The organism is Pseudomonas sp. KBN12P06040, from assembly GCF_037574965.1.
Taxonomy (GTDB): domain Bacteria; phylum Pseudomonadota; class Gammaproteobacteria; order Pseudomonadales; family Pseudomonadaceae; genus Pseudomonas; species Pseudomonas aeruginosa.
The window spans coordinates 6327325-6350180 of sequence record NZ_JBBELS010000001.1; the positions used below are offsets into that span (position 1 = coordinate 6327325).

A 22856-nucleotide genomic window follows, 5' to 3' on the forward strand; every position below is an offset into this window, starting at 1 on the left:
AGGGGATACCGGACCCGGAGCCTCGCGATGAGCCGTACCCCCGACACCTGGATCCTCACCGCCGACAGTCCCAGCCTACTGGGCACCGTCGACGTGGTGACGCGCTACCTCTTCGAGCAGCGCTGCTACGTCACCGAGCACCATTCGTTCGACGACCGCCTGGCGCAACGCTTCTTCATCCGCGTGGAGTTCCGCGCCGGCGACGGCTTCGACGAAGCCTCCTTCCGCGCCGGACTGGCCGAACGGGTGGCACCGTTCGGCATGCGTACCGAGCTGACCGCGCCGGGCTACCGCAGCCAGGTGGCGATCATGGTTTCCAAGGCCGACCACTGCCTGAACGACCTGCTCTACCGCCAGCGCATCGGCCAGTTGCCGATGGACGTGGTGGCGGTAATTTCCAATCACCCGGACCTGGAGCCGCTGGCGCGCTGGCACGGCATTCCCTACCACCACTTCCCGCTCGACCCGAACGACAAGCCGGCCCAGGAAGCCAGGGTCTGGCAGGTGCTCGAAGAGAGTGGCGCCGAGCTGGTGATCCTCGCTCGCTACATGCAGGTGCTGTCGCCGGAACTGTGCCGACGCCTGGACGGCTGGGCGATCAACATCCATCACTCCCTGCTGCCCGGCTTCAAGGGCGCCAAGCCGTACCACCAGGCCTACCAGAAGGGCGTGAAGCTGGTCGGCGCCACCGCCCACTACATCAACAACGACCTCGACGAAGGGCCGATCATCGCCCAGGGCGTCGAGACGGTCGACCACGCCCACTACCCCGAGGACCTGATCGCCAAGGGCCGCGACATCGAGTGCCTGACCCTGGCGCGGGCGGTGGGCTACCACATCGAGCGGAGGGTATTCCTCAACGCCAATCGGACCGTGGTGCTGTAAGCGCGCCCTCTCTCCCCAACCCTCGCTGAAGGAAGAGCGCCAGGGAGAGGGGCGCTTCCCACGGCCTTGCGTCCCGAGCAACACCGACAGCCCGCCGGCTGCCAGCATTCTCCGGCCCTGTCGCGCAACAGACGACTTTCCAGTGCAAAGCCGCGCGGCCGTGGACGCCGCGCATTTGTACCCACAACGACAAAGAGGAAACGCGTATGTCTGGCAATCGTGGTGTGGTCTATCTCGGCCCGGGCAAGGTCGAGGTGCAGAACATTCCCTATCCGAAGATGCAGGACCCGCAGGGCCGGCAGATCGACCACGGGGTGATCCTGCGGGTGGTCTCCACCAACATCTGCGGCTCCGACCAGCACATGGTGCGCGGCCGCACCACCGCGCCGGAAGGCCTGGTGCTGGGCCACGAGATCACCGGCGAGGTGGTGGAGATCGGGCGTGGCGTGGAAACCATGAAGATCGGCGACCTGGTCTCGGTACCGTTCAACGTCGCCTGCGGCCATTGCCGTACCTGCAAGGAACAGCACACCGGCGTCTGCCTGACGGTCAATCCGGCGCGGGCCGGCGGCGCCTACGGCTACGTCGACATGGGTGGCTGGGTCGGCGGCCAGGCCGAATACGTGCTGGTGCCCTACGCCGACTTCAACCTGCTGAAACTGCCCAACCGCGAAGCGGCGATGGAGAAGATCCGCGACCTGACCTGCCTTTCGGACATCCTCCCCACCGGCTACCACGGCGCGGTCACCGCTGGCGTCGGCCCGGGCAGCACGGTCTACATCGCCGGCGCCGGTCCGGTCGGCCTGGCCGCGGCGGCCTCGGCACGCCTGCTCGGCGCGGCGGTGGTGATCGTCGGCGACGTCAACCCGACCCGCCTGGCCCATGCCAAGAAACAGGGCTTCGAGATCGCCGACCTGTCCAAGGACACCCCGCTGCACGAACAGATCGCCGCTCTGTTGGGCGAGCCGGAGGTCGACTGCGCGGTCGACGCGGTCGGTTTCGAGGCGCGCGGCCACGGCCATTCGGGCTCGCAGCAGGAAGCCCCGGCCACCGTGCTCAACTCGCTGATGGGCATCACCCGGGTCGCCGGCAAGATCGGCATCCCCGGCCTGTACGTCACCGAAGACCCGGGCGCGGTGGACGCGGCCGCCAAGCACGGCGCCCTGAGCATCCGCTTCGGCCTGGGCTGGGCCAAGTCGCACAGCTTCCATACCGGCCAGACCCCGGTGATGAAGTACAACCGCCAGCTGATGCAGGCGATCATGTGGGACCGGATCAAGATCGCCGACATCGTCGGGGTGGAAGTCATCACCCTCGACGATGCGCCGAAAGGCTACGGCGAGTTCGACGCCGGGGTGCCGAAGAAGTTCGTCATCGACCCGCACAACCTGTTCCGCGCGGCCTGAACCACCGGCAACAACCGACGCGGCCTACGGGCCGCGTCTTCGTTGGCGCTATCCGGGGGAACTGCCGGCGATAAAATGGATCGGTGATACTGCTGCCATCCATTCGCCTCCCGGAGACCGCCATGAGCACCGATAGCCCGATCAACCGCGTCGAACAGGTACAGGTCGACGACCTGGCCTGCTGGCGCATCCACACCGCCCATGGCGAGGCGCTGATCGCCCAGCAGGGCGCGCAACTGCTCAGCTACCAGCCCCACGAACAGCCGCCGCTGGTCTGGCTCAGCGACGAGGCCGGCTACCGGCGCGGGCAGTCGGTACGCGGCGGGGTGCCGGTGTGCTGGCCGTGGTTCGGTCCGCTGGAGCGCAACCCGCAGGAAGTCCGCGGCCAGGTGGAAGATGGCCTGAAGGCGCCCGCCCACGGGCTGGTCCGGGCGGTCGACTGGGAAATCGACGACATCGCCGAGGAGGACGGCGACCTCTGCGTCAGCTTCCGCCTCGACGCCCCCGATGGCCTCCCCGGCTGGCCGCACCCGGCGGCGCTGCGCATGCTGTTCCGCTTCGGCGAGCGCCTGACCTTGCGACTCACCAGCGAGAACCTCGGCAGCAAGCCGCTGGTGCTCAGCCAGGCACTGCACACCTACTTCGCGGTCAGCGACAGCCGCGAGATCGCCATCGAGGGCCTGGAAGGCGCGCGCTACATCGAGACCCTGGAGAACTGGGAAGAACGCACTCAGCACGGCGCGGTACGGGTCAAGGGCGAACTGGACCGCATCTACCTCGGTCTCGAACGCGACCTGCTGATCAAGGACCCGCGCTGGGAACGCAGCATCCACCTGCACGCCCTCGACTCGCGCTCGGCGGTGGTCTGGAACCCCTGGGTGGACAAGTCCCGGCGTCTCTCGCAGTTCGCCGACGACGCCTGGCAGCAGATGCTCTGCATCGAGACCGGGCGGGTCTGGGACGACCTCATGGTGGTCGCCCCCGGGCGCAGCGAAAGCTTTGGCGTGCAGATCTGGAGCGAGCCGCTGAAACGGCCCTGAGCGGGACGGCGAGCGGACGGGGCGGCTCGCATCGTCCGCCATGGGCCGTTGCGCAGGTGCCGGCCCTACAGGTCCGCTTCCTCCACTACCTTCACCTGCGCCTTGTCGATGGCGTAGGCGGCATCGGCCAGGTCATTGCTCACCTGCTCGATCTTCAGCGTGCCGCTGACCCACAGCGGGGTGTAGATATCGGTCAGCTTCAGCCCCTGTGGATAACGCACCAGGACGATCTGGTTCGGCGGCGGCGGCGGCACGTGGATGCAGGCGCCCGGATAGGGCACCAGGAAGAATTCGGTGACGCGGCCCTTGGCGTCGTTCTCCAGCGGCACCGGGTAGCCGCCGAGGCGGATCGCCTTGCCATCCAGGCTGGCGACGGTCTTGGCCGAATACATCACCGCCGGCATCTTTCGGTCCGACTGCTTCAGGCCCCCCTTGCTGGTGAAGGTGCCGGCGGCCTCCGGGGTGTCGTGGACGATGTCGGGCATTTCTTCCAGCGCCTTGCGGTCGGCCGGCGGCATCAGTTCCAGCCAGTCGGTCTCGGGCAGTTCGGCGTGGGCCAGGGGTGAGGACAACAGGGCGAGCAACAACAGGCGGGCGAACGGGAAGCGGCGCATGATGGCGGGAATACCGGCGAAGTGAGGAAACGCCGGCCCCCGCGGGGGCCGGCCAGAGCCATCAATTCTTCTTGATCAGGCCGTAAATGACCAGCAGTACGACGGCGCCGACCACCGCGCCGATGAAACCGGCCGCCTGGCCGGCCTGGTAGAAGCCGATCGCCTGGCCGCCGTAGGTGGCCAGCAGCGAACCGCCGATGCCGAGCAGGATGGTCATGATCCAGCCCATGCTGTCGTCACCTGGCTTCAGAAAGCGTGCAACGAGACCAACGATCAGTCCGACGATGATGGTTCCGATTAATCCCATGACAGTCCCTCCTTACGGGTGTATGCGCATGTATTGCGCCTGCCATGGGACAGTGTAGAAAAGCCTTGGGTTCAGTGCCGCCCGCCAACCCAAGGATGGGCGGACGGCAATCGCTCACGCCTCGATCAGCGCCTCGACCTCGGCGATGCGCGCCTGCAGCGTCGCCCGGTCGGCACAGCGCAGGGTGGCGTGGCCAACCTTGCGGCCGTTCTTGAAGGCCTTGCCGTAGTGATGCAGGTGGCAATCGGCGACGGCGACCACCTGATCCACCGGGGGGACCGCGCCGATGAAATTGAGCATCGCGCTCTCGCCGACCTTGGCGGTCGAGCCCAGCGGCAGGCCGGCGACGGCGCGCAGGTGGTTCTCGAACTGGCTGCACTCGGCGCCTTCGATGGTCCAGTGCCCGGAGTTGTGCACGCGCGGGGCGATCTCGTTGGCCTTCAGGCCGCCGTCCACCTCGAAGAACTCGAAGGCCAGCACGCCGACGTAGTCGAGCCGTGCCAGCACGCGGCCGACGTAGTCCTCGGCCAGCGCCTGCAACGGATGCCCGCTGCTGGCCACGGAGAGCTTGAGGATGCCGCTGTCGTGGGTGTTGTGCACCAGCGGGTAGAAACGCGTCTCGCCATCGCGGGCGCGCACCGCCACCAGCGAGACTTCCCCGGTGAACGGCACGAAGCCCTCGAGGATGCACGGCACGCTGCCCAGTTCGGCGAACGCGCCCTGCACGTCGGCCGGCTGGCGCAGGACCTTCTGGCCCTTGCCGTCGTAGCCCAGGGTGCGGGTCTTGAGCACCGCCGGCAGGCCGATGGCGGCCGCGGCGGCATCGAGGTCGGCCTGGGACTGGACGTCGGCGAAGTCCGGGGTGGGAATGCCGAGGTCCTTGAACATCGACTTCTCGAACCAGCGGTCGCGGGCGATGCGCAGCGACTCGGCGTTCGGGTAGACCGGCACGAACTGGGAGAGGAAGGCCACGGTTTCCGCCGGCACGCTCTCGAACTCGAAGGTCACCAGGTCGACCTCGTCGGCCAGTTGCCGCAGGTGCTCCTGGTCGCCGTAGTCGGCGCGGATGTGCTCGCCCAGGGAGGCCGCGCAGGCGTCCGGCGCCGGGTCGAGGAAAGCGAAGTTCATGCCCAGCGGGGTTCCCGCCAGGGCCAGCATGCGGCCCAGCTGGCCGCCACCGATGACACCGATTTTCATGGTTCGAGCCTTACCTTCTCAGAGCCTGTCTCACGCATCGCGCGGGTCGGGATTGTCCAGCACGGTTTCGGTCTGGTTGGCGCGGAACTGCTTCAGCGCCTCGTGGTACTGCGGGTGCTTGGCGCCGAGGATACTCGCCGAGAGCAGCGCCGCGTTGACCGCGCCGGCCTTGCCGATGGCCAGGGTGGCGACCGGTACGCCGGCGGGCATCTGCACGATGGAGAGCAGCGAGTCGACACCCGACAGCATCGACGACTGTACCGGCACGCCGAGTACCGGCAGGTGGGTCTTGGCCGCGCACATGCCCGGCAGGTGGGCGGCGCCGCCAGCGCCGGCGATGATCACTTCGAGGCCGCGGCCTTCGGCTTCCTCGGCGTACTGGAAGAGCAGGTCCGGGGTGCGGTGGGCGGAAACCACCTTCACTTCGTAGGGGATGCCCAGCTTGTCCAGCATGTCCGCGGTGTGACTGAGGGTGCTCCAGTCCGATTTGGAACCCATGATCACGCCAACCAGTGCGCTCATCGTCGTGCCTCTCTCAAATGCGCCGTCCGGCGCGTCAGAAACCAACAAGCCACGCTTCGTCGAGGGGCGTGGCTTGTACTGGGCCGAGCCGGCGGGCAGTGCCGGTTCGAAGGCGGCGCAGTATACCGCAAAGGCAGGCCGGGCGCGCGCCGGGGGTTACCGTCCGTCCCGTTTTTTCGCGCCATGGCGGGAAACTTGCCGCAACTCAATGCGCGCCTGCCACGAGCGGCCAGACTGGTTGTCGCGGCGCGCTCCGAGGGAGCGGCGGCCGCGCCGGTTCCGCAGCCTGTCGCGGTGCCCGTCAAAGGCGCCGCGACAGGCGCTCAGCCCCGTCCAAGGAGATGACCATGACCCTGCCACAGACCATGAAAGCCGCGGTCGTGCACGCCTACGGCGCGCCGCTGCGGATCGAGGAAGTCAAGGTTCCGCTGCCCAGCCCCGGGCAGGTACTGGTGAAGATCGAAGCCTCCGGCGTCTGCCACACCGACCTGCACGCCGCCGAGGGCGACTGGCCGGTGAAGCCGCCGTTGCCGTTCATTCCCGGTCACGAAGGCGTCGGCTACGTCGCCGCGGTGGGCAGCGGAGTGACCCGGGTGAAGGAAGGCGACCGGGTCGGCATCCCCTGGCTGTACACCGCCTGCGGCTGCTGCGAGCACTGCCTGACCGGCTGGGAGACCCTCTGCGAGAGCCAGCAGAACACCGGCTACTCGGTGAACGGCGGCTATGCCGAATACGTATTGGCCGACCCGAACTACGTCGGAATTCTGCCGAAAAACGTCGAATTCGCTGAAATCGCGCCGATCCTCTGCGCCGGCGTCACCGTCTACAAGGGGCTCAAGCAGACCAACGCGCGCCCCGGCCAGTGGGTGGCGATCTCCGGCATCGGCGGCCTCGGCCACGTCGCCGTGCAGTACGCCAGGGCCATGGGCCTGCACGTCGCCGCCATCGACATCGACGACGCCAAGCTGGAACTGGCGCGCAAGCTCGGTGCCAGCCTGACGGTCAACGCCCGGCAGGAAGACCCGGTGGAGGCGATCCAGCGCGACATCGGCGGCGCCCACGGGGTGCTGGTCACAGCGGTATCCAACAGCGCCTTCGGCCAGGCCATCGGCATGGCCCGCCGCGGCGGCACCATTGCCCTGGTCGGCCTGCCGCCGGGTGACTTCCCGACGCCGATCTTCGACGTGGTGCTCAAGGGCCTGCACATCGCCGGCTCCATCGTCGGCACCCGCGCGGACCTGCAGGAAGCCCTCGACTTTGCCGGCGAAGGCCTGGTCAAGGCGACCATCCATCCGGGCAAGCTGGACGACATCAACCAGATCCTCGACCAGATGCGCGCCGGGCAGATCGAGGGGCGCATCGTCCTTGAGATGTGACCTGCGGGGCGGCGTCCCGGCGCCGCCCTTGCCTGTCTACTCGACGCTGCCCAGCCCGCCTTCCAGCTTGCGCCAGAGCAGGCGGATCGCCGCCTTGCGCACCAGCGCGCAGCGGTACAGGCGGATTTCCTGCGGCACGAACCATTGCGGCCCGCCACAGATCGCCAGTTCGCCGCGCTCCAGTTCGTTGACCACGCTCAGCCGTGGCACCCAGGCCACGCCCATGCCTTGCAGCGCCATGCTCTTCAGGCTGTCGGCCATCGCCGTCTCGTAGACCGTGGTGTAGCGCAGGTTGCGCTGGCGCAGCAGCAGGTTGACCCCGCGACCGAGGAAGGCGCTGGCGCTGTAGGCGAGCAGCGGCACGCTCTGGCCGTTCTCCAGGTCGAACAGCGGCAGGCCCTCGGCGTTCACCGCGCAGACCGGCAGCATCTCGGTGCGCCCCAGGTGCAGCGAGGGGAAGATCTCCGGATCCATCTGCAACGCGGCGTCAGGGTCGTAGAACGCCAGCATCAGGTCGCAGCTACCCTCGCGCAGGGAATGCACCGCCTCGCCGACGTTGGTGGCGATCAGCCGGCTGGCGATGTTCAGCCCCTCGTTGCGCAGCCGCGCGATCCACTGCGGGAAGAAGCCCAGCGCCAGCGAGTGGGCGGCGGCGAACTGCAGCACCTCGCCCTGCCCGCCTTCCAGGTGGTGCAGGTGGCGCACCACCTGGCCGAGCTGCTCGACCACGCTGCGCGCGGTGACCAGGAACAGCTGCCCGGCCTCGGTCAGTTCCACCGGCGTGCGCTGGCGATTCACCAGGGTCAGGCCGAGGGCGTCCTCCAGGCTGCGGATGCGCCGGCTGAAGGCCGGCTGGGTGACGAAGCGCTTCTCCGCCGCCTGGGAAAAGCTGCGGGTGCCGGCCAGGGCGATGAAATCCTCCAGCCACTTCAGTTCGAGGTTCACGACGGGAAAGGCTCCGGTAATGCGACGACACGTCCGCCATCATACCAGCGTCACATCCAACATTATGCCGTTTGTGCATGAGGCAGCGTTTAACAGCATTGGCCACGAAATCGTCACATCCTTAGTCTAGTGGGCATCGCGGCACTGGCCGTGTCCCTCTGAGACAAATCCCGTCATGTCCCCCGTTGCATCTTCCCGTATCGAGAAAGACCTGCTCGGCACCCTCGAAGTGCCCGCTGACGCCTACTACGGCATCCAGACCCTGCGCGCCGTGAACAACTTCCGCCTCTCCGGGGTGCCGCTGTCGCACTACCCGAAGCTGGTCGTTGCCCTGGCCATGGTCAAGCAGGCCGCCGCCGACGCCAACCGTCAGCTCGGCCATCTCCCGGAAGACAAGCACGCCGCCATCAGCGAGGCCTGCGCCCGCCTGATCCGCGGCGATTTCCACGAGCAGTTCGTGGTGGACATGATCCAGGGCGGCGCCGGTACCTCCACCAACATGAACGCGAACGAAGTGATCGCGAACATCGCGCTGGAAGCCATGGGCCATACCAAGGGTGAGTACAAGTACCTGCACCCGAACAACGATGTGAACATGGCGCAGTCGACCAACGACGCCTACCCGACCGCCATCCGCCTGGGCCTGCTGCTCGGCCACGACACCCTGCTGGCCAGCCTCGACAGCCTGATCCAGGCCTTCGCCGCCAAGGGCGTCGAATTCGCCGGCGTACTGAAGATGGGCCGCACCCAATTGCAGGACGCCGTGCCGATGACCCTCGGCCAGGAATTCCACGCTTTCGCCACCACCCTCGGCGAAGACCTCGATCGCCTGCGTCGCCTGGCGCCGGAGCTGCTCACCGAAGTGAACCTCGGCGGCACCGCCATCGGCACCGGCATCAACGCCGACCCCGGCTACCAGAAGCTCGCCGTCGAGCGCCTGGCCGCCATCAGCGGGCAGCCGCTGAAACCGGCCGCCGACCTGATCGAAGCCACCTCCGACATGGGCGCCTTCGTGCTGTTCTCCGGCATGCTCAAGCGCACCGCGGTCAAGCTGTCGAAGATCTGCAACGACCTGCGCCTGCTCTCCAGCGGCCCGCGCACCGGCATCAACGAGATCAACCTGCCGCCGCGCCAGCCGGGCAGTTCGATCATGCCGGGCAAGGTCAACCCGGTGATCCCGGAAGCGGTCAACCAGGTCGCCTTCGAAGTGATCGGCAACGACCTCGCCCTGACCCTGGCGGCCGAAGGCGGCCAGTTGCAACTGAACGTGATGGAGCCGCTGATCGCCTACAAGATCTTCGACTCGATCCGCCTGCTGCAACGCGCCATGGACATGCTCCGCGAGCACTGCATCACCGGCATCACCGCCAACGTCGAGCGCTGCCACGAACTGGTCGAGCACAGCATCGGCCTGGTCACCGCGCTGAACCCGTACATCGGCTACGAGAACTCCACGCGGATCGCCAAGACCGCCCTGGAGAGCGGCCGCGGCGTACTGGAACTGGTACGCGAGGAAAAGCTGCTGGACGAGGCCACCCTGGCCGACATCCTGCTGCCGGAAAACATGATCGCGCCGCGCCTGATTCCGCTGCGCGCCTGATCCGATACGAGATCGAGCGCGCCCAGGTCCGGCTGTCGACGCAGCCGGGCCGCAGCACAGCCGATCGAAGAAGGCTCACCGGTAGAGGGGGAGTACTACCCCCTCGACCTTTAGGGATGGATACCCTTCATCCCTTCTTTTATACCCGGCGCCCCGGCCCAGCCGCGGCGCCACGCTCACCGGTCGAGAGGGATACCAACTTTCCCTCTCTACACTCTGAGGGACACGGCGACCTGCGGTGTCCCTTCTTTTTTTCACCGCTCAGGACGGCCCGCAGATCTTCCCCGTTGCCGAGGTGTTGTGTGGCTGCGCTCACCTGTGGATAACGTCCGCGTCATACGTCCTACGAAGGCATATCCCCTCTCAACACCCCGTCAACCCTTGCTCCCGCCGCTCCTCCGGGAAGAAATAAGGCCTCAATACCCGTACCCCGACGCTGTTGCCGGCAAACGCCGCCACCAACCACAACCAGCCATGCAGGCTGCCGGAAGCGATCCCGCTGAAATACGCGCCGATGTTGCAGCCATAGGCCAGGCGCGCGCCGTAGCCGAGCAGCAGCCCGCCGATCACCGCCGCCGCCAGCGAACGGCGCGGGATGTCCAGGTTCGGCGCGAAGCGTCCGGCCAGGCCGGCGGCGAGCAGCGCGCCGAGGACGATGCCGATGTCCATCACGCTGGTGATGTCTTCCCACAGCGGCGCGGCCAGCGCCTTGGCGTTCGCCGGCGTCTGCCAGAAGGCCCAGGCGCCGACGTCCAGGCCCACGCCCTGGGCGATCTTCGCGCCCCACAGGGCGAAGGCCGACGTGATGCCCCAGGGGCGTCCGGCGAGGTACAGGGTGAGGAAGTTGAGCAGCGCCAGCGCCAGCGCCCCCCAGACCAGCGGCCAGGGGCCGCGGAGGAAGCGCCGCCAACCACGCCATTCGGCGCTCGGCGGGGTTTCCAGGGTGCCGTGGCGGGCCTTCTCCATGCGTACCGTGACCCCGGCGATGCCGATGAACACCGCCAGGCTCAACACCAGCGCCGGTGCCAGGCCCAGTTCGGCGACCAGCGAGATCGGCGGCAGCGACGGCAGGGCGAACCACCAGCCGACATGCTGGGTGGCGATCAGCGAGCCGAGGATGAAGAACAGCAGGGTCACCAGCATCCGCGCGTTGCCGCCGCCGACGGTGAACAGGGTGCCGGAGGCGCAGCCGCCGCCCAGTTGCATGCCGATGCCGAAAATGAAGGCGCCGACGATCACCGAAGTGCCGACCGGCGAGACGAAACCGCTCACCGGCTGGCCGAACAGGCTGCCCGCCGCCAGCGCCGGGAAGAACAGCAGCACCGCCAGCGCCAGCATCACCATCTGCGCGCGCAGCCCGGCGCCACGCCGTTCGCGGATGAATACCCGCCAGGCGGAGGTGAAGCCGAAGGCGGCGTGGTAGAGGGTCAGGCCCAGGGCGCCGCCGACGATGAAAAGGATGGCCTGGCGCGCGCTGACCGCGTTGAACAGGAACAGCCCGCCGAGCACCAGCAGGGCGAAGGCGATCAGGGGGGCGGCGAGCTTGCGCTCGGGCGCGGCGGAAAGGGCGACACTCATGGCTACTCCTGGGCGCGAGGGTGATCCGGGGGCATTCTAGTCAGTCGCGACGACGGGTCCAACCAGGGCCTCCCGCCGCCAGGCCTTGCGCAACGCCCGCAGCGCCTCGTCGATACGCGCCTCGGGTACTGCCGCGAAGCCCAGCACCAGGCCCGCGCGGTCGTCTGGCGCAACGCTGGAGTCGTCCATCCAGTAGTCGCTCAAGGCGCTGACTTCCACCCCGGCGGCTGCCGCCGCGGCGATCAGGGCCCGCTCCCGCGCCAGGCTGTCGACCCGCACGCACAGGTGCAGCCCCGCCTCCACCGCCGGCAACGGCTGGCAACCCGGCGCCTCTGGCCAGCCCCGCAGCAAGGCGTCGCGGCGGGCGCGGGCGGCGCGGCGCATGCGGCGGACGTGGCGCTGGAAATGCCCCTCGGCGATGAAGTCGGCCATGACCCGCTGGGTGCCCACCTCCGAATGGCGTACCTCGATGGCCCGCCGCTGGCGGAAGCGCTCGACCAGCGCCGGCGGGACCACCAGGTAGCCCAGGCGCAACGCCGGGAAGGCGATCTTGCAGAAGGTCCCGACGTAGAGCACCCGGCCCTGTCGGTCCAGCGCGGCCAGCGGCGCCAGCGGCGTACCGCTGTAGCGATACTCGCCGTCGTAGTCGTCCTCGACGATCCAGCCGTCGGCGCGCTCGGCCCACTCCAGCAGCTCCAGGCGCCGCGCCAGCGACAGGGTGACGCCGGTGGGATACTGGTGTGACGGCGTGACATAGGCCAGGCGGCAGCCGGCGATGCCCGCGAGCCGGTCGCTGCGCAGGCCCTCGGCGTCGATGTCGATCCCGTGCGGTACCGCGCCGGTCGCGGCGAAGGCCAGGCGCGCCGCGCGGTAGCCAGGGTTTTCCACAGCCACCGGATCGCCGTTCTCGAGCAACACCTGGGCGCACAGGCGTATGGCCTGCTGCGCGCCATGGGTGACGATCACCTGTTCCGCCTCGCAGCGCAGGCCGCGAGCGCTGCGCAGGTAGGCGGCGATCAGCTCGCGCAGGCGCGCCTCGCCGGCCGGGTCGCCGTAGCCCAGGCAGTCCGCCGGCGGGTTGCGCCAGAAGCGCGCCTGTAGCCGCGCCCAGGTGTCGAAGGGGAACAGGTCGAAGGCCGGCACGCCGACGCGGAACGCTCGCGGCGCGCCTTCCGGTGGCGGCGCCAGGGCCGCCGGGCCGCGCGGCGCGGGAGCGCTCGGGGCGACGGCGGGGGCCCTGCCTGGGATTTCCTGCAACTCGGCAACGTAGGTGCCGTCGCCTGTGCGCCCATCGATATAGCCCTCGGCGTGCAACTGTTCATAGGCCCGCACCACGGTGTTGCGCGAGACCTTCAGGGCCTGGGCCAGCTCGCGGCTGGCGGGCATCCGCGTGCGGCTGCCGAGGCGGCCGTCGAGGATCCGTTCGCGCAGCGCGGCGTAGAGCTGGCGGGCCAGGCCCTGGGCGGGGTCGAGGTGGATGCCGGCGGCGTCGAAGGGCAGTACGGTGGCCATGGCGGTCTCGGAGGGAAGAAAGCGCCAGTGTGGATTGGACCTGTGGAATTGACCAGCAATGGATCTTCTAGCGGACCATTTCCCGGCCTAGTCTGGAGGCACCTTTACCCGGACATGGAACCGAGCCATGAGCACGTCCCTGCAGATTCGTCCCGTCGGCGCCGCCGACCACGCCGCCTGGCTGCCGCTGTGGGAGGGCTACCAGCGCTTCTACAAGACCGAGATCGCCGCCGCTACCAGCGACGCCACCTGGCAGCGCTTCCTCGACGCCGACGAACCGATGAACGCCGCCCTCGCCTGGCTCGACGAGCGCGCCGTGGGCCTGGTGCACTGGATCTACCACCGCTCCTGCTGGACCGTCGGCGACTACTGCTACCTGCAGGACCTGTTCGTCGCCGAGGGCCTGCGCGGCGAAGGCATAGGGCGCCGGCTGATCGAGCATGTCTACGCCGAGGCCGGCGCCGCTGGCTGTTCGCGGGTGCACTGGCTGACCCACGAGAGCAACAGCGACGCGATGAAGCTGTACGAGCGCATCGCCGACAAGTCCGGTTTCCTTCAGTACCGCAGGATTCTCTGAGGCCCACCATGCGCGAACCCTTGAACTGGCGCCCCGTCGCCACTCCGCCCCACGCCCCGCTCGACGGCCGCTTCGTCAAGCTCGAACCACTCGATCCGCAACGCCACGGCGACGAACTGTGGGACGCCCTGCAAGGGCCTGGCGCCGACCCGCTGCTGTGGGAATACCTGGCCTACGGCCCGTTCGCCGAGCGCCCGGCGTTCGACGCCTGGCTGGCCGGCCAGGCGGCCAGCCGCGACCCGCTGTTCTTCGCCGTGCGCGAGCGGCGCACGCAGCGCGCCGTCGGCCTGCTCAGCTACCTGCGGATCACGCCGAAGGATGGCGTCATCGAAATCGGCCATATCGCCTTCGGCGCGCCGATGCAGCGCACACCGGGGTCTACCGAGGCGGTCTACCTGCTCGCCGAACTCGCCCTCGGCCGCCTCGGCTACCGCCGCCTGGAGTGGAAGTGCAATGCCGGCAACGCCCGTTCGATGCGCGCCGCCGAGCGCCTGGGCTTCACCTACGAAGGCACCTTCCGCCAGCACATGGTGGTCAAGCAGCGCAACCGCGACACCGCCTGGTTCTCCCTGCTCGACAGCGAATGGCCGGCGCGACAGGCGGCGTTCGAGCGCTGGCTCGATCCTTCCAACTTCGACGCCGAAGGCCGCCAGCGGCAGACGCTGGAGGCGCTGCGCGACTAGCCCCTGGCAGGGACTGCCGGTCGCTCAACGGTACTCCGGCAGCCAGTGCAGGCTGGCCAGGATGTGCGCGACCGCGTTGGCCACGCCGAACAGCAGCACCAGCACGATCGCCGGCGTGCCGCCCCAGGCGCGGAACAGCGGGCTGCCGAAGCGCTTGCGCGAGGCCCGCGCCATCAGCGCCGGAACGATCACCGCCCAGAACGCCGCGGCCAGCCCGGCGAAACCGATGGCGTAGATGAAGCCGTTGGGGAACAGCAGCCCGCCGATGGTCGGTGGGACGAAGGTCAGCAACGCGGTCTTGAAGCGCCCGAAGTGGCTGTCGTCGAACTTGCACAGGTCGGCCAGGTAGTCGAACAGGCCGAGGGTCACGCCGAGGAAGGAGCTGGCCACCGCCAGGTTGGAGAAGGTGGTGAGCAACGCGTTCAGCGAATCCGACGCGGTGATCCGGTGCAGGTATTCCACCAGGGTGCCGACGTTGCTGCCGCCGGCGATGATGCCCTTGAACTGCTCGCGCGGGATGGTGCCCAGGGTGCTGGCCTGCCACAGCAGGTAGATGGCCAGGGCGATCAGGGTGCCGATCCACAGCGAACGGCTGATCCGCTGCGGGTCCTTGCCGTAGTACTTCATCAGGCTCGGCACGTTGCCGTGGTAGCCGAAGGAAGTCAGGCAGAACGGCAGGGTCGCCAGCAGGTAGGGCCAGTAGACCGCGTCCGGCTCGCCGCTGTTGAACAGGATCGCCGGCTGGATGCGCCCGAGCAGGCCGCTGATGGAGAGGCCGAAGGTAATGATCATGCCGCCGAGCATCAGCGTGGTGATGCGGTCCACCGCGCGGGTGCTCCACCACACCACCAGCGCCACCGCCAGGGCGAACAGCAGCCCGGCGAGCTTTTCCGGCAGGGTCACGCCGAGGCCGCTGGACAGGGTGTAGCCGATGATCGAGCCGCCGCCGGAGATATAGGCATAGGTGAGGATATAGAGGACGAAGGCGATGCTCAGCCCGTTGACCACATTCCAGCCCTGGCCGAGCAGGTCGCGGGTGATGGTCGAGAAGCTCGAGCCCACCGGGTAGTTGAGGTTGGCCTCGAGGATCATCATCCCCGACAGCAGCATGCAGAACCAGGTGAGCAGGAACACCGCCACCGACCAGCCGAACCAGATGCCGGACATGGCGATGGGCAGGGAGAACATTCCGGCACCGACGGCGGTGCCGGCGATGATCATCGAACCGCCGAGCAGCGAGGGCCGGCGGCTGGGCGTTTGAGCTGGAGAGGACGACACCTGGACTTCCCGATAGTCAGCGCCTGCGGCGCGACGCGCCGTTGGGCAGAGGCGGCATTCTAGGCGGCGCGCGCGCCGGGCGCACCCTGGCAGGGCGAACAGCCGGCCGACGCGGCAACCGATGCCGATAAAAAAAGGGGAGCATCATGCTCCCCCAGGGACTTTAACCGTCTGTCGCGGTCAGCCCGCAATCTCGATCAGGATCTCGCCCGGGTTGACCCGGTCGCCCTTGGCCACGTGGATCGCCTTGACCGTACCGGCGATGCCGGCCTGGACCTCGGTTTCCATCTTCATCGCCTCGGTGATCAACACCGCCTGGCCGGCCTTGACGCTATCACCTTCCTTCACCAGCACGTCGACGATGTTGCCCGGCATGGTGGTGCTGACGTGGCCCGGCTCGCTGGCATGCTTGCGGCCGCTGGCGGAGCCGGCGACATATTCGTTGAGCGGCTCGAACACCACTTCTTCCGGCATGCCGTCGATGGACAGGTAGAAGTGCCGCTTGTTGTCGCTCTTCACGCCGACCCCGGTGATGTCGACGCGGTAGGTCTCGCCGTGCACGTCGATGACGAACTCGGTCGGGGTGCCTTCCGCGCCGGCGGCGGCGACGCCCTTGCCGGTGGGAATCGGCAGCAGTTCCTCGGGCTTCAGGGTGCCGGCCTCACGCTCTTCGAGGAACTTGCGCCCGATGTCCGGGAACATCGCGTAGGTGAGTACGTCTTCCTCGGACTTGGCCAGGTTGCCGATCTCGCTGCGCAGCTTGTTCAGCTCCGGCTTGATCAGGTCGGCCGGGCGCACGTCGATGACTTCCTCGCTGCCGATGGCCTGGCGCCGCAGTTGCTCGTTGACCTCGCCGGGGGCCTTGCCATAACGGCCCTGCAGGTACAGCTTCACTTCGTTGGTGATGGTCTTGTAGCGCTCGCCGGCGAGCACGTTGAAGAACGCCTGGGTGCCGACGATCTGCGAAGTCGGCGTCACCAGCGGCGGGAAACCGAGGTCGGCGCGGACCCGCGGGATTTCCTCGAGCACCTCGCCCATACGGTTCAGCGCGCCCTGCTCCTTGAGCTGGTTGGCCAGGTTGGAAATCATCCCGCCCGGCACCTGGTTGACCTGCACGCGGGTATCCACGCCGGTGAATTCGCTCTCGAACTGGTGGTACTTCTTGCGCACCGCGTGGAAGTACATGCCGATCTCCTGGATCAGCTCCAGGTCCAGGCCGGTGTCGTAGGGGGTGCCGCGCAGCGCCGCGACCATCGACTCGGTGCCCGGGTGGCTGGTGCCCCAGGCCATGCTGGAGATCGCCGTGTCGATACGGTCGGCGCCGTTTTCCACGGCCTTCAGCTGGCACATGCTGGCGACACCGGCGGTGTCATGGGAATGCACCACCACGTCCAGCGGCAGGGCGTCCTTCAGGGCCTTGACCAGGTCGCCGGTGGCATAGGGGGTGAGCAGGCCGGCCATGTCCTTGATGGCGATGGAGTCGACGCCCATGTCGGCCATCGCCTTGCCCTGGGCGACGAAGGCCTCGATGGTGTGCACCGGGCTGGTGGTGTAGCAGATGGTGCCCTGGGCGTGCTTGCCGGCGGCCTTCACCGCCTCGATGGAGACGCGCAGGTTACGCACGTCGTTCATCGCGTCGAAGATGCGGAACACGTCGATGCCGTTGACCGCCGCCTTGGCCACGAAGGCGCGCACCACATCGTCGCTGTAGTGGCGGTAGCCGAGCAGGTTCTGCCCACGCAGGAGCATTTGCAGGCGGGTGTTGGGCAGCGCCGCCTTGAGCTTGCGCAGGCGCTCCCACGGGTCTTCCTTGAGGAAGCGCACGCAGGCGTCGAAGGTCGCGCCGCCCCAGACTTCCAGCGACCAGTAGCCGACGCGGTCGAGCTTGTCGCAGATCGGCAGCATGTCCTCGGTGCGCATGCGGGTCGCCAGCAGCGACTGGTGGGCATCGCGCAGGATGGTATCGGTGACGCCGGTCTTCTTCGCTTGGATGGTGTTGCTCATGTTCTGCTCCTTCCCTTACAGGCCGGCGTGGGCCGCGATGGCGGTGGCGATGGCGATGGCCAGGTGCGACGGGTTGCGCTTGATCGAGTACTGGGTCAGTTCCGGGTGGCTTTCGACGAAGCTGGTGTTGAACTGGCCGCTGCGGAATTCCGGGTTGCGGAGGATTTCCTGGTAGTACGGCGCGGTGGTCTTGACCCCTTGCACGCGCATGTCGTCGAGGGCGCGCAGTCCGCGATCGAGGGCCTCTTCCCAGGTCAGCGCCCAGACGATCAGCTTCAGGCACATCGAGTCGTAGTACGGCGGGATGGTGTAGCCGGTGTAGATCGCCGTGTCGGTACGCACGCCGGGGCCGCCGGGGGCGTAGTAGCGGGTGATCTTGCCGAACGAGGGCAGGAAGTTGTTCTTCGGGTCCTCGGCGTTGATGCGGAACTGCAGGGCGTAGCCGCGATGGACGATGTCGTCCTGCTTGACCGACAGCTCCAGCCCGGAAGCGATGCGGATCTGCTCGCGGACCACGTCGATGCCGGTGATTTCCTCGGTGATGGTGTGCTCCACCTGGACCCGGGTGTTCATCTCCATGAAGTACACCTCGCCGTCGGCGAGCAGGAACTCCACGGTGCCGGCGTTCTCGTAGCCCACCGCCTTGGCCGCGCGCACCGCCAGGTCGCCGATGTAGGCGCGCTGCTCGGGGGTGAGCTGCGGGCTCGGGGCGATCTCGATGAGCTTCTGGTTGCGGCGCTGGATCGAGCAGTCGCGCTCGAACAGGTGCACGGTGTTGCCGAAGGAATCGGCGAGGATCTGCGCCTCGATGTGCTTGGGATTGACGATGCACTTCTCGAGGAATACTTCGGCGCTGCCGAAGGCCTTGGTCGCCTCGGAGATCACCCGCGGGAACGCCTGCTCCAGTTCCTCGCGGCTGTTGCAGCGACGGATGCCGCGACCGCCGCCGCCGGAGGTGGCCTTGAGCATCACCGGGTAGCCGATCCGCTCTGCTTCGCGCAGGGCCTCGGCGAGGTCGGCGACGTTGCCTTCGGTGCCGGGGGTGCAGGGCACGCCGGCGGCGATCATGCTGCGGCGGGCTTCGGTCTTGTCGCCCATGCGGCGGATCACTTGCGCCGACGGGCCGATGAACTTGATACCGCGCTCGGCGCAGATTTCCGCCAGCTCGGCATTTTCCGAGAGGAAGCCATAGCCGGGGTGCAGGGCGTCGCAGCCGCTTTCCACCGCCAGGTTCACCAGGGCGCGCGGGTTGAGGTAGCCGGCCAGCGGGTCCGCGCCGATGCTGTGGGCTTCGTCGGCGCGCTTGACGTGCAGCGCGTGGCGATCGGCCTCAGAGTAGACGGCCACCGAGCGGATGCCCATCTCGGCGCAGGCGCGCACGATGCGGACGGCGATCTCGCCGCGGTTGGCGATCAGGATCTTCTTGATCACGGAGGTCTCCCTCTTCGGGGTTGGGAACCTGGTACGGTCGATCCGGATATTCCGGTCGCTGCATGACCGGCAGGCAGCTCCCGGTCGCACTTTTACCCTACCCCCGCGAGGGTGATTAACAAAAATCAATAATTATTGGGATAGCCATTAGAAAAGCTTTATAGTCGCCCGACCGATCTCGGTCAGAGTGTGACTGGAATGCGTAAGTCGTTGATGCGTATGACATTACGGCAGCTTCAGGTTTTCCGTGCCGTATGCGAGAGCCGCTCCTACAGCCGGGCGGCGGAGGAAATGGCCTTGACCCAGCCGGCGGTCAGCCTGCAGATCCGCCAACTGGAAGAGCTGGTCGGCCAGCCGCTGTTCGAGTACGTCGGCAAGAAGCTCTACCTGACCGATGCCGCCGAAGCCCTGCTGAAGACCAGCACCGACCTGTTCCAGCGCCTGGAAAGCCTGGACATGCAGCTCTCGGACCTGAAGGGCTCGCTGCAGGGCCAGTTGCGCCTGGCGGTGGAGTCCAGCGCCAAGTACATCACCCCGCACCTGTTCAAGGCGTTCCAGAACCTGCATCCGGAAGTCAGCCTGAGCCTGACGGTGGTCAACCGCACCCAGGTGATCAAGCGCCTGGCCGACAACCGCGACGACCTGGTGATCATGTCCCTGGTACCGCAGGACATGGCCCTGGAGTTCCTGCCCTTCCTGAACAACCCGATCATCGCCGTGGCGCCGCCGGACCATCCGCTGTGCAACGCCGCGAAGCTGGCCCTGAAGGACCTGGAGCCCTTCCCGCTGCTGGTCCGCGAACCGGGCTCGGGCACCCGCAAGGCCTGCGAGGAGTTCTTCCAGCAACGCCGCGCGCACTTCTCGCAGATCCAGGAGATCGCCTCGCTGGAGTCCCTGCGCGAAGGGGTGATCGCCGGCCTCGGCCTGGCCCTGCTGCCGCGCCATGCGGCGCACCAGGAACTGGCCAACGGCCTGCTGCGCGAACTACCGGTGGAGGAATTGCCGCTCTATCGCAGCTGGTGCCTGGTGCACGCCAAGGGCAAGCGCCTGAGCCCGGTGGCCCAGGCGTTCGTCGCCTTCGTCCGCGAGGAGCGGGCGCTGATCAGCCAGCTCGCTGGGCGCTTCGCCGGCCCTGGCGGTTCGAGCTGAGGTAGGCGGCGGCTACCAGCTCGGGGTAGTCGGCCAGTTCCTGGCGCAGGCGCAGTTCTTCGCAGTGGTCCTCGATCGCCCGGCGGAATTGCATGCGCCGCTGGTCTTCGAGCTTGCGGCGGGTTTTCGAATCCACGTGCTGGGCATTGGCATCGCTATGACGGGGCATCTCGCGTCTCCCATGGCCGACTGGCTGGAGTCGCGAGCATCGCGCAGCAATGTGACGGTTTGGCGGCAGGCCGGTGAAGACTGCGTTATGCCCTCCCGGCGGCGCCTCAGGACGGCTCGCCGCGCTCTTCCTGGTTCTTCATCACCTTCGGCGACAGGCGCAGGCTGCGCAGGCTGCGCTTGACGCTCTTGAGGTGGTTGACCAGGTCCGGGCCGCGGGCCATGGCCACGCCCATCGCCAGCACGTCGATCACCACCAGGTGGGCGATGCGCGAGGTCAGCGGGGTGTAGATGTCGGTGTCCTCGTGCACGTCGATCGCCAGATTGACCGTGGCCAGGTCGGCCAGCGGGGTCTGGCTCGGGCACAGTGTGATCAGCGTGGCGCCGGCCTCGCGGACCAGGTTGGCGGTGATCAGCAGGTCCTTCGAGCGACCCGACTGGGAAATGCAGATGGCCACGTCGCTGGGCTTGAGTGTCACCGCCGACATCGCCTGCATGTGCGGGTCGGAGTAGGCCGCCGCCGACAGCAGCAGGCGGAAGAACTTGTGCTGGGCATCCGAGGCCACCGCGCCGGAAGCGCCGAAGCCGTAGAACTCCACGCGCTGGGCGTGGGCGATGGCGGCGATGGCGCGCTCCAGGGCGTGGGTGTCCAGGTGCTCGCGGACTTCCATCAGGCTGTGCAGCGTGGTGTCGAAGATCTTCAGGCTGAAGTCGGCCACCGAGTCGCTCTCATGGATCGAGAACTGGCCGAAGCTGGCGCCGGCCGCCAGGCTCTGCGCCAGCTTCAGCTTGAGGTCCTGGAAGCCGCTGCAGCCGATGGCGCGGCAGAAACGCACGATGGTCGGCTCGCTGACCCCGACCCCATGGGCCAGTTCGGCCATGGAGCTGTGCATGACCGACGCCGGATCGTTGAGAACGTGATCGGCGACCTTGAGTTCCGACTTGCGGAGCTGTTGGCGGGACTGGGCTATGTGCTGCAGCAGGTTCACAGGCTGGGCTCGATTCTCTGTAGTAACCTTGTAGTTATACTACAAACAGTCAGCCACGCCCAGCCAACGCCGTCGGGAGCTTGCCTTGAGTACACCAGCCACTCCAACGTCCTGCGACATCCTGGTCTTCGGCGGTACCGGCGACCTGGCCCTGCACAAGCTGCTGCCGGCGCTCTATCGCCTGCACCGGGAGGACCGCCTGCCGGCCGATACGCGGATCTTCGCCCTCGCCCGCAGCGCGCTGGACAACGCCGCCTTCCTCGCCCTCGCCGAGCGCAACGTCCGCGCGGTGGTGGCGCGCAGCGAGTTCGCCGCCGAACAATGGAAAGGCTTCGCCGCGCGCCTCGACTACCTGGCCATGGACGCCTCGCAGAGCGCCGACTTCGGCCGTCTCGCGCGGCACCTGAAGAGCAGCGAGGGCCGAGTGCTGGTGCACTACCTGGCGACCTCGCCGAGCCTGTTCGCGCCGATCGCGCAGAACCTCTCCATCGCCGGCCTCGCCGGGCCGCAAGCGCGCATCGTGCTGGAAAAACCGCTGGGCCATTCGCTGGACTCGGCGCGGGCGATCAACCAGTCCATCGGCCGGGTGTTCGACGAGTCGCGGGTGTTCCGCATCGACCACTACCTGGGCAAGGAAACCGTGCAGAACCTGATGGCCCTGCGCTTCGCCAATGCGTTGTTCGAGCCGGTCTGGCGCGCGGCGCACATCGACCATGTGCAGATCAGCGTCAACGAGACCCTTGGCGTGGAGAACCGCGGCGGCTACTACGACCACGCCGGGGCGATGCGCGACATGGTGCAGAACCATCTGCTCCAGTTGCTCTGCCTGGTGGCGATGGAGGCGCCGGTGCGTTTCGACGCCGAGGCGGTGCGCAACGAGAAGCTCAAGGTGCTGCAGGCGCTGAAGCCGATCTCCGGGCTCGACGTGCAGGACAAGACGGTACGCGGCCAGTACGCCGCCGGCAGGATCGGCGGCCAGGAGGTGCCGGCGTACTACTTCGAGAAGAACGTCGACAACGACAGCGATACCGAGACCTTCGTCGCGCTCCAGGCCGAGGTCGAGAACTGGCGCTGGGCCGGGGTGCCGTTCTACCTGCGCACCGGCAAGCGCATGGCGCGCAAGTGCTCGGAAATCGTCATCCAGTTCAAGCCGGTGCCGCACAGCCTGATCGACGGCGGCGGCGGGCCGGCCAACCGCCTGTGGATAAGGTTGCAGCCGGAGGAGCGGATCAGCGTGCAACTGATGGCCAAGACCCCGGGCAAGGGCATGCAACTGGAACCGGTGGAGCTGGACCTCAACCTGGCCGAGGCCCTCAGCCGCAACAAGCGGCGCTGGGACGCCTACGAACGCCTGCTGCTGGACGTGATCGAGGGCGACTCGACGCTGTTCATGCGCCGCGACGAGGTAGAGGCCGCCTGGGGCTGGGTCGACCCGATCCTCGCCGGCTGGCGCGAGCACTACCAGAGCCCGCGGCCCTACCCGGCCGGCAGCAACGGCCCGGAACAGGCGCAACTGCTGCTGGAACTGCAGGGTCGACGCTGGCTGGAATGACGCGGACATTGATCCGGCTCAGGATCGCCCGGCGCGCGCTCGG

General features: G+C 67.7%; 21 protein-coding genes. 9 read left to right on the forward strand and 12 right to left on the reverse strand.

What is annotated here, in order from left to right; all coding sequences use genetic code 11:
- The first annotated feature begins 27 nt into the window (after positions 1-27).
- The 3 genes from VQ067_RS29760 (at position 28) to VQ067_RS29770 (ending at position 3331) form a co-directional block, all read left to right on the forward strand.
- Entirely contained in the window at positions 28-885 is an 858-nt protein-coding gene (locus VQ067_RS29760; RefSeq protein ID WP_003096786.1) for a formyltetrahydrofolate deformylase, read from the forward strand.
- Positions 886-1091: 206 nt separating this feature from the next.
- Positions 1092-2291, forward strand: a complete 1200-nt coding sequence (fdhA, locus tag VQ067_RS29765; protein WP_003096788.1) for a formaldehyde dehydrogenase, glutathione-independent — start codon at positions 1092-1094, stop codon at positions 2289-2291.
- Between the two features lie 83 nt (positions 2292-2374).
- Positions 2375-3331 (forward strand): D-hexose-6-phosphate mutarotase, encoded by a 957-nt coding sequence (locus tag VQ067_RS29770; protein ID WP_003142078.1) that lies wholly within the window; start codon positions 2375-2377, stop codon positions 3329-3331.
- 65 nt (positions 3332-3396) lie between these two features.
- Here the strand turns inward: VQ067_RS29770 and VQ067_RS29775 are convergent, their stop codons facing one another.
- The 4 genes from VQ067_RS29775 to purE form a co-directional block, all read right to left on the reverse strand.
- On the reverse strand, positions 3397-3945 hold the full coding sequence (locus tag VQ067_RS29775) for a DUF3299 domain-containing protein (protein ID WP_023876189.1): 549 nt from the start codon (positions 3943-3945) through the stop codon (positions 3397-3399).
- A gap of 61 nt (positions 3946-4006) precedes the next feature.
- Positions 4007-4252 carry a GlsB/YeaQ/YmgE family stress response membrane protein gene (locus tag VQ067_RS29780; RefSeq protein WP_003096795.1) on the reverse strand — a complete coding sequence of 82 codons (246 nt, stop codon included), beginning with the start codon at positions 4250-4252 and terminating at the stop codon, positions 4007-4009.
- A gap of 114 nt (positions 4253-4366) precedes the next feature.
- Positions 4367-5449: a 5-(carboxyamino)imidazole ribonucleotide synthase gene (locus VQ067_RS29785; RefSeq protein WP_003142082.1), complete on the reverse strand. Its 1083-nt coding sequence runs from the start codon at positions 5447-5449 to the stop codon at positions 4367-4369.
- Positions 5450-5479: 30 nt separating this feature from the next.
- Positions 5480-5971, reverse strand: a complete 492-nt coding sequence (purE, locus tag VQ067_RS29790; RefSeq protein ID WP_003106314.1) for a 5-(carboxyamino)imidazole ribonucleotide mutase — start codon at positions 5969-5971, stop codon at positions 5480-5482.
- 347 nt (positions 5972-6318) lie between these two features.
- Between purE and adhP the strand changes: the two genes are divergently transcribed.
- Positions 6319-7347, forward strand: coding sequence for an alcohol dehydrogenase AdhP (adhP, locus tag VQ067_RS29795; RefSeq protein WP_340080954.1), 1029 nt, complete (start codon positions 6319-6321; stop codon positions 7345-7347).
- 36 nt (positions 7348-7383) lie between these two features.
- Here adhP and VQ067_RS29800 read toward each other — a convergent pair whose 3' ends face one another.
- On the reverse strand, positions 7384-8292 hold the full coding sequence (locus VQ067_RS29800) for a LysR substrate-binding domain-containing protein (RefSeq protein ID WP_003122350.1): 909 nt from the start codon (positions 8290-8292) through the stop codon (positions 7384-7386).
- A gap of 175 nt (positions 8293-8467) precedes the next feature.
- Between VQ067_RS29800 and aspA the strand changes: the two genes are divergently transcribed.
- Positions 8468-9892, forward strand: coding sequence for an aspartate ammonia-lyase (aspA, locus tag VQ067_RS29805; protein WP_003096822.1), 1425 nt, complete (start codon positions 8468-8470; stop codon positions 9890-9892).
- A gap of 363 nt (positions 9893-10255) precedes the next feature.
- Here the strand turns inward: aspA and VQ067_RS29810 are convergent, their stop codons facing one another.
- On the reverse strand, positions 10256-11470 hold the full coding sequence (locus VQ067_RS29810) for a YeeE/YedE family protein (protein ID WP_003106317.1): 1215 nt from the start codon (positions 11468-11470) through the stop codon (positions 10256-10258).
- Between the two features lie 36 nt (positions 11471-11506).
- Positions 11507-12982 (reverse strand): MocR-like pyridoxine biosynthesis transcription factor PdxR, encoded by a 1476-nt coding sequence (gene pdxR, locus VQ067_RS29815; protein ID WP_023092781.1) that lies wholly within the window; start codon positions 12980-12982, stop codon positions 11507-11509.
- A 127-nt stretch (positions 12983-13109) separates the two neighbouring features.
- Here pdxR and VQ067_RS29820 point away from each other — a divergent pair, with 127 nt between their 5' ends.
- Positions 13110-13559, forward strand: a complete 450-nt coding sequence (locus tag VQ067_RS29820) for a GNAT family N-acetyltransferase (RefSeq protein WP_003142089.1) — start codon at positions 13110-13112, stop codon at positions 13557-13559.
- Positions 13560-13567: 8 nt separating this feature from the next.
- Positions 13568-14242: a GNAT family N-acetyltransferase gene (locus VQ067_RS29825; RefSeq protein ID WP_009878309.1), complete on the forward strand. Its 675-nt coding sequence runs from the start codon at positions 13568-13570 to the stop codon at positions 14240-14242.
- A gap of 24 nt (positions 14243-14266) precedes the next feature.
- Here the strand turns inward: VQ067_RS29825 and mtr are convergent, their stop codons facing one another.
- The 3 genes from mtr to VQ067_RS29840 form a co-directional block, all read right to left on the reverse strand.
- Positions 14267-15520, reverse strand: a complete 1254-nt coding sequence (mtr, locus tag VQ067_RS29830) for a tryptophan permease (protein ID WP_003146817.1) — start codon at positions 15518-15520, stop codon at positions 14267-14269.
- A 180-nt stretch (positions 15521-15700) separates the two neighbouring features.
- The gene (gene oadA / locus VQ067_RS29835; protein WP_003105555.1) at positions 15701-17524 is read right to left on the reverse strand and encodes a sodium-extruding oxaloacetate decarboxylase subunit alpha; all 1824 of its coding nucleotides are present in this window, start codon (positions 17522-17524) and stop codon (positions 15701-15703) included.
- A gap of 15 nt (positions 17525-17539) precedes the next feature.
- Complete coding sequence (locus VQ067_RS29840) at positions 17540-18955, reverse strand: acetyl-CoA carboxylase biotin carboxylase subunit (RefSeq protein WP_003096848.1); 1416 nt, start codon at positions 18953-18955, stop codon at positions 17540-17542.
- Positions 18956-19168: 213 nt separating this feature from the next.
- Here VQ067_RS29840 and pycR point away from each other — a divergent pair, with 213 nt between their 5' ends.
- On the forward strand, positions 19169-20104 hold the full coding sequence (gene pycR / locus VQ067_RS29845; RefSeq protein WP_003121355.1) for a LysR family transcriptional regulator PycR: 936 nt from the start codon (positions 19169-19171) through the stop codon (positions 20102-20104).
- Here the strand turns inward: pycR and VQ067_RS29850 are convergent.
- Positions 20058-20273, reverse strand: coding sequence for a PA3496 family putative envelope integrity protein (locus VQ067_RS29850; RefSeq protein ID WP_003105559.1), 216 nt, complete (start codon positions 20271-20273; stop codon positions 20058-20060). The two genes, pycR and VQ067_RS29850, sit on opposite strands and share 47 nt — an antisense overlap.
- Positions 20274-20379: 106 nt before the next feature.
- Positions 20380-21261 carry a transcriptional regulator HexR gene (gene hexR / locus VQ067_RS29855; RefSeq protein ID WP_003096857.1) on the reverse strand — a complete coding sequence of 294 codons (882 nt, stop codon included), beginning with the start codon at positions 21259-21261 and terminating at the stop codon, positions 20380-20382.
- 85 nt (positions 21262-21346) lie between these two features.
- Here hexR and zwf point away from each other — a divergent pair, with 85 nt between their 5' ends.
- Positions 21347-22813: a glucose-6-phosphate dehydrogenase gene (zwf, locus tag VQ067_RS29860; protein WP_003096859.1), complete on the forward strand. Its 1467-nt coding sequence runs from the start codon at positions 21347-21349 to the stop codon at positions 22811-22813.
- The last annotated feature ends 43 nt before the right edge of the window (positions 22814-22856 follow it).

What these genes read in the sequence shown, in the direction of transcription:
- aspA (WP_003096822.1), top strand. Translation starts at nt 8,468, where the DNA reads ATGTCCCCCGTTGCATCTTCCCGTATCGAGAAAGACCTGCTCGGCACC.
- oadA (WP_003105555.1), bottom strand. Translation starts at nt 17,524, where the DNA reads ATGAGCAACACCATCCAAGCGAAGAAGACCGGCGTCACCGATACCATC.
- VQ067_RS29775 (WP_023876189.1), bottom strand. Translation starts at nt 3,945, where the DNA reads ATGCGCCGCTTCCCGTTCGCCCGCCTGTTGTTGCTCGCCCTGTTGTCC.
- pycR (WP_003121355.1), top strand. Translation starts at nt 19,169, where the DNA reads ATGCGTATGACATTACGGCAGCTTCAGGTTTTCCGTGCCGTATGCGAG.
- VQ067_RS29760 (WP_003096786.1), top strand. Translation starts at nt 28, where the DNA reads ATGAGCCGTACCCCCGACACCTGGATCCTCACCGCCGACAGTCCCAGC.
- pdxR (WP_023092781.1), bottom strand. Translation starts at nt 12,982, where the DNA reads ATGGCCACCGTACTGCCCTTCGACGCCGCCGGCATCCACCTCGACCCC.
- VQ067_RS29825 (WP_009878309.1), top strand. Translation starts at nt 13,568, where the DNA reads ATGCGCGAACCCTTGAACTGGCGCCCCGTCGCCACTCCGCCCCACGCC.
- VQ067_RS29850 (WP_003105559.1), bottom strand. Translation starts at nt 20,273, where the DNA reads ATGCCCCGTCATAGCGATGCCAATGCCCAGCACGTGGATTCGAAAACC.
- purE (WP_003106314.1), bottom strand. Translation starts at nt 5,971, where the DNA reads ATGAGCGCACTGGTTGGCGTGATCATGGGTTCCAAATCGGACTGGAGC.
- fdhA (WP_003096788.1), top strand. Translation starts at nt 1,092, where the DNA reads ATGTCTGGCAATCGTGGTGTGGTCTATCTCGGCCCGGGCAAGGTCGAG.
- adhP (WP_340080954.1), top strand. Translation starts at nt 6,319, where the DNA reads ATGACCCTGCCACAGACCATGAAAGCCGCGGTCGTGCACGCCTACGGC.
- VQ067_RS29785 (WP_003142082.1), bottom strand. Translation starts at nt 5,449, where the DNA reads ATGAAAATCGGTGTCATCGGTGGCGGCCAGCTGGGCCGCATGCTGGCC.
- VQ067_RS29820 (WP_003142089.1), top strand. Translation starts at nt 13,110, where the DNA reads ATGAGCACGTCCCTGCAGATTCGTCCCGTCGGCGCCGCCGACCACGCC.
- VQ067_RS29810 (WP_003106317.1), bottom strand. Translation starts at nt 11,470, where the DNA reads ATGAGTGTCGCCCTTTCCGCCGCGCCCGAGCGCAAGCTCGCCGCCCCC.
- VQ067_RS29780 (WP_003096795.1), bottom strand. Translation starts at nt 4,252, where the DNA reads ATGGGATTAATCGGAACCATCATCGTCGGACTGATCGTTGGTCTCGTT.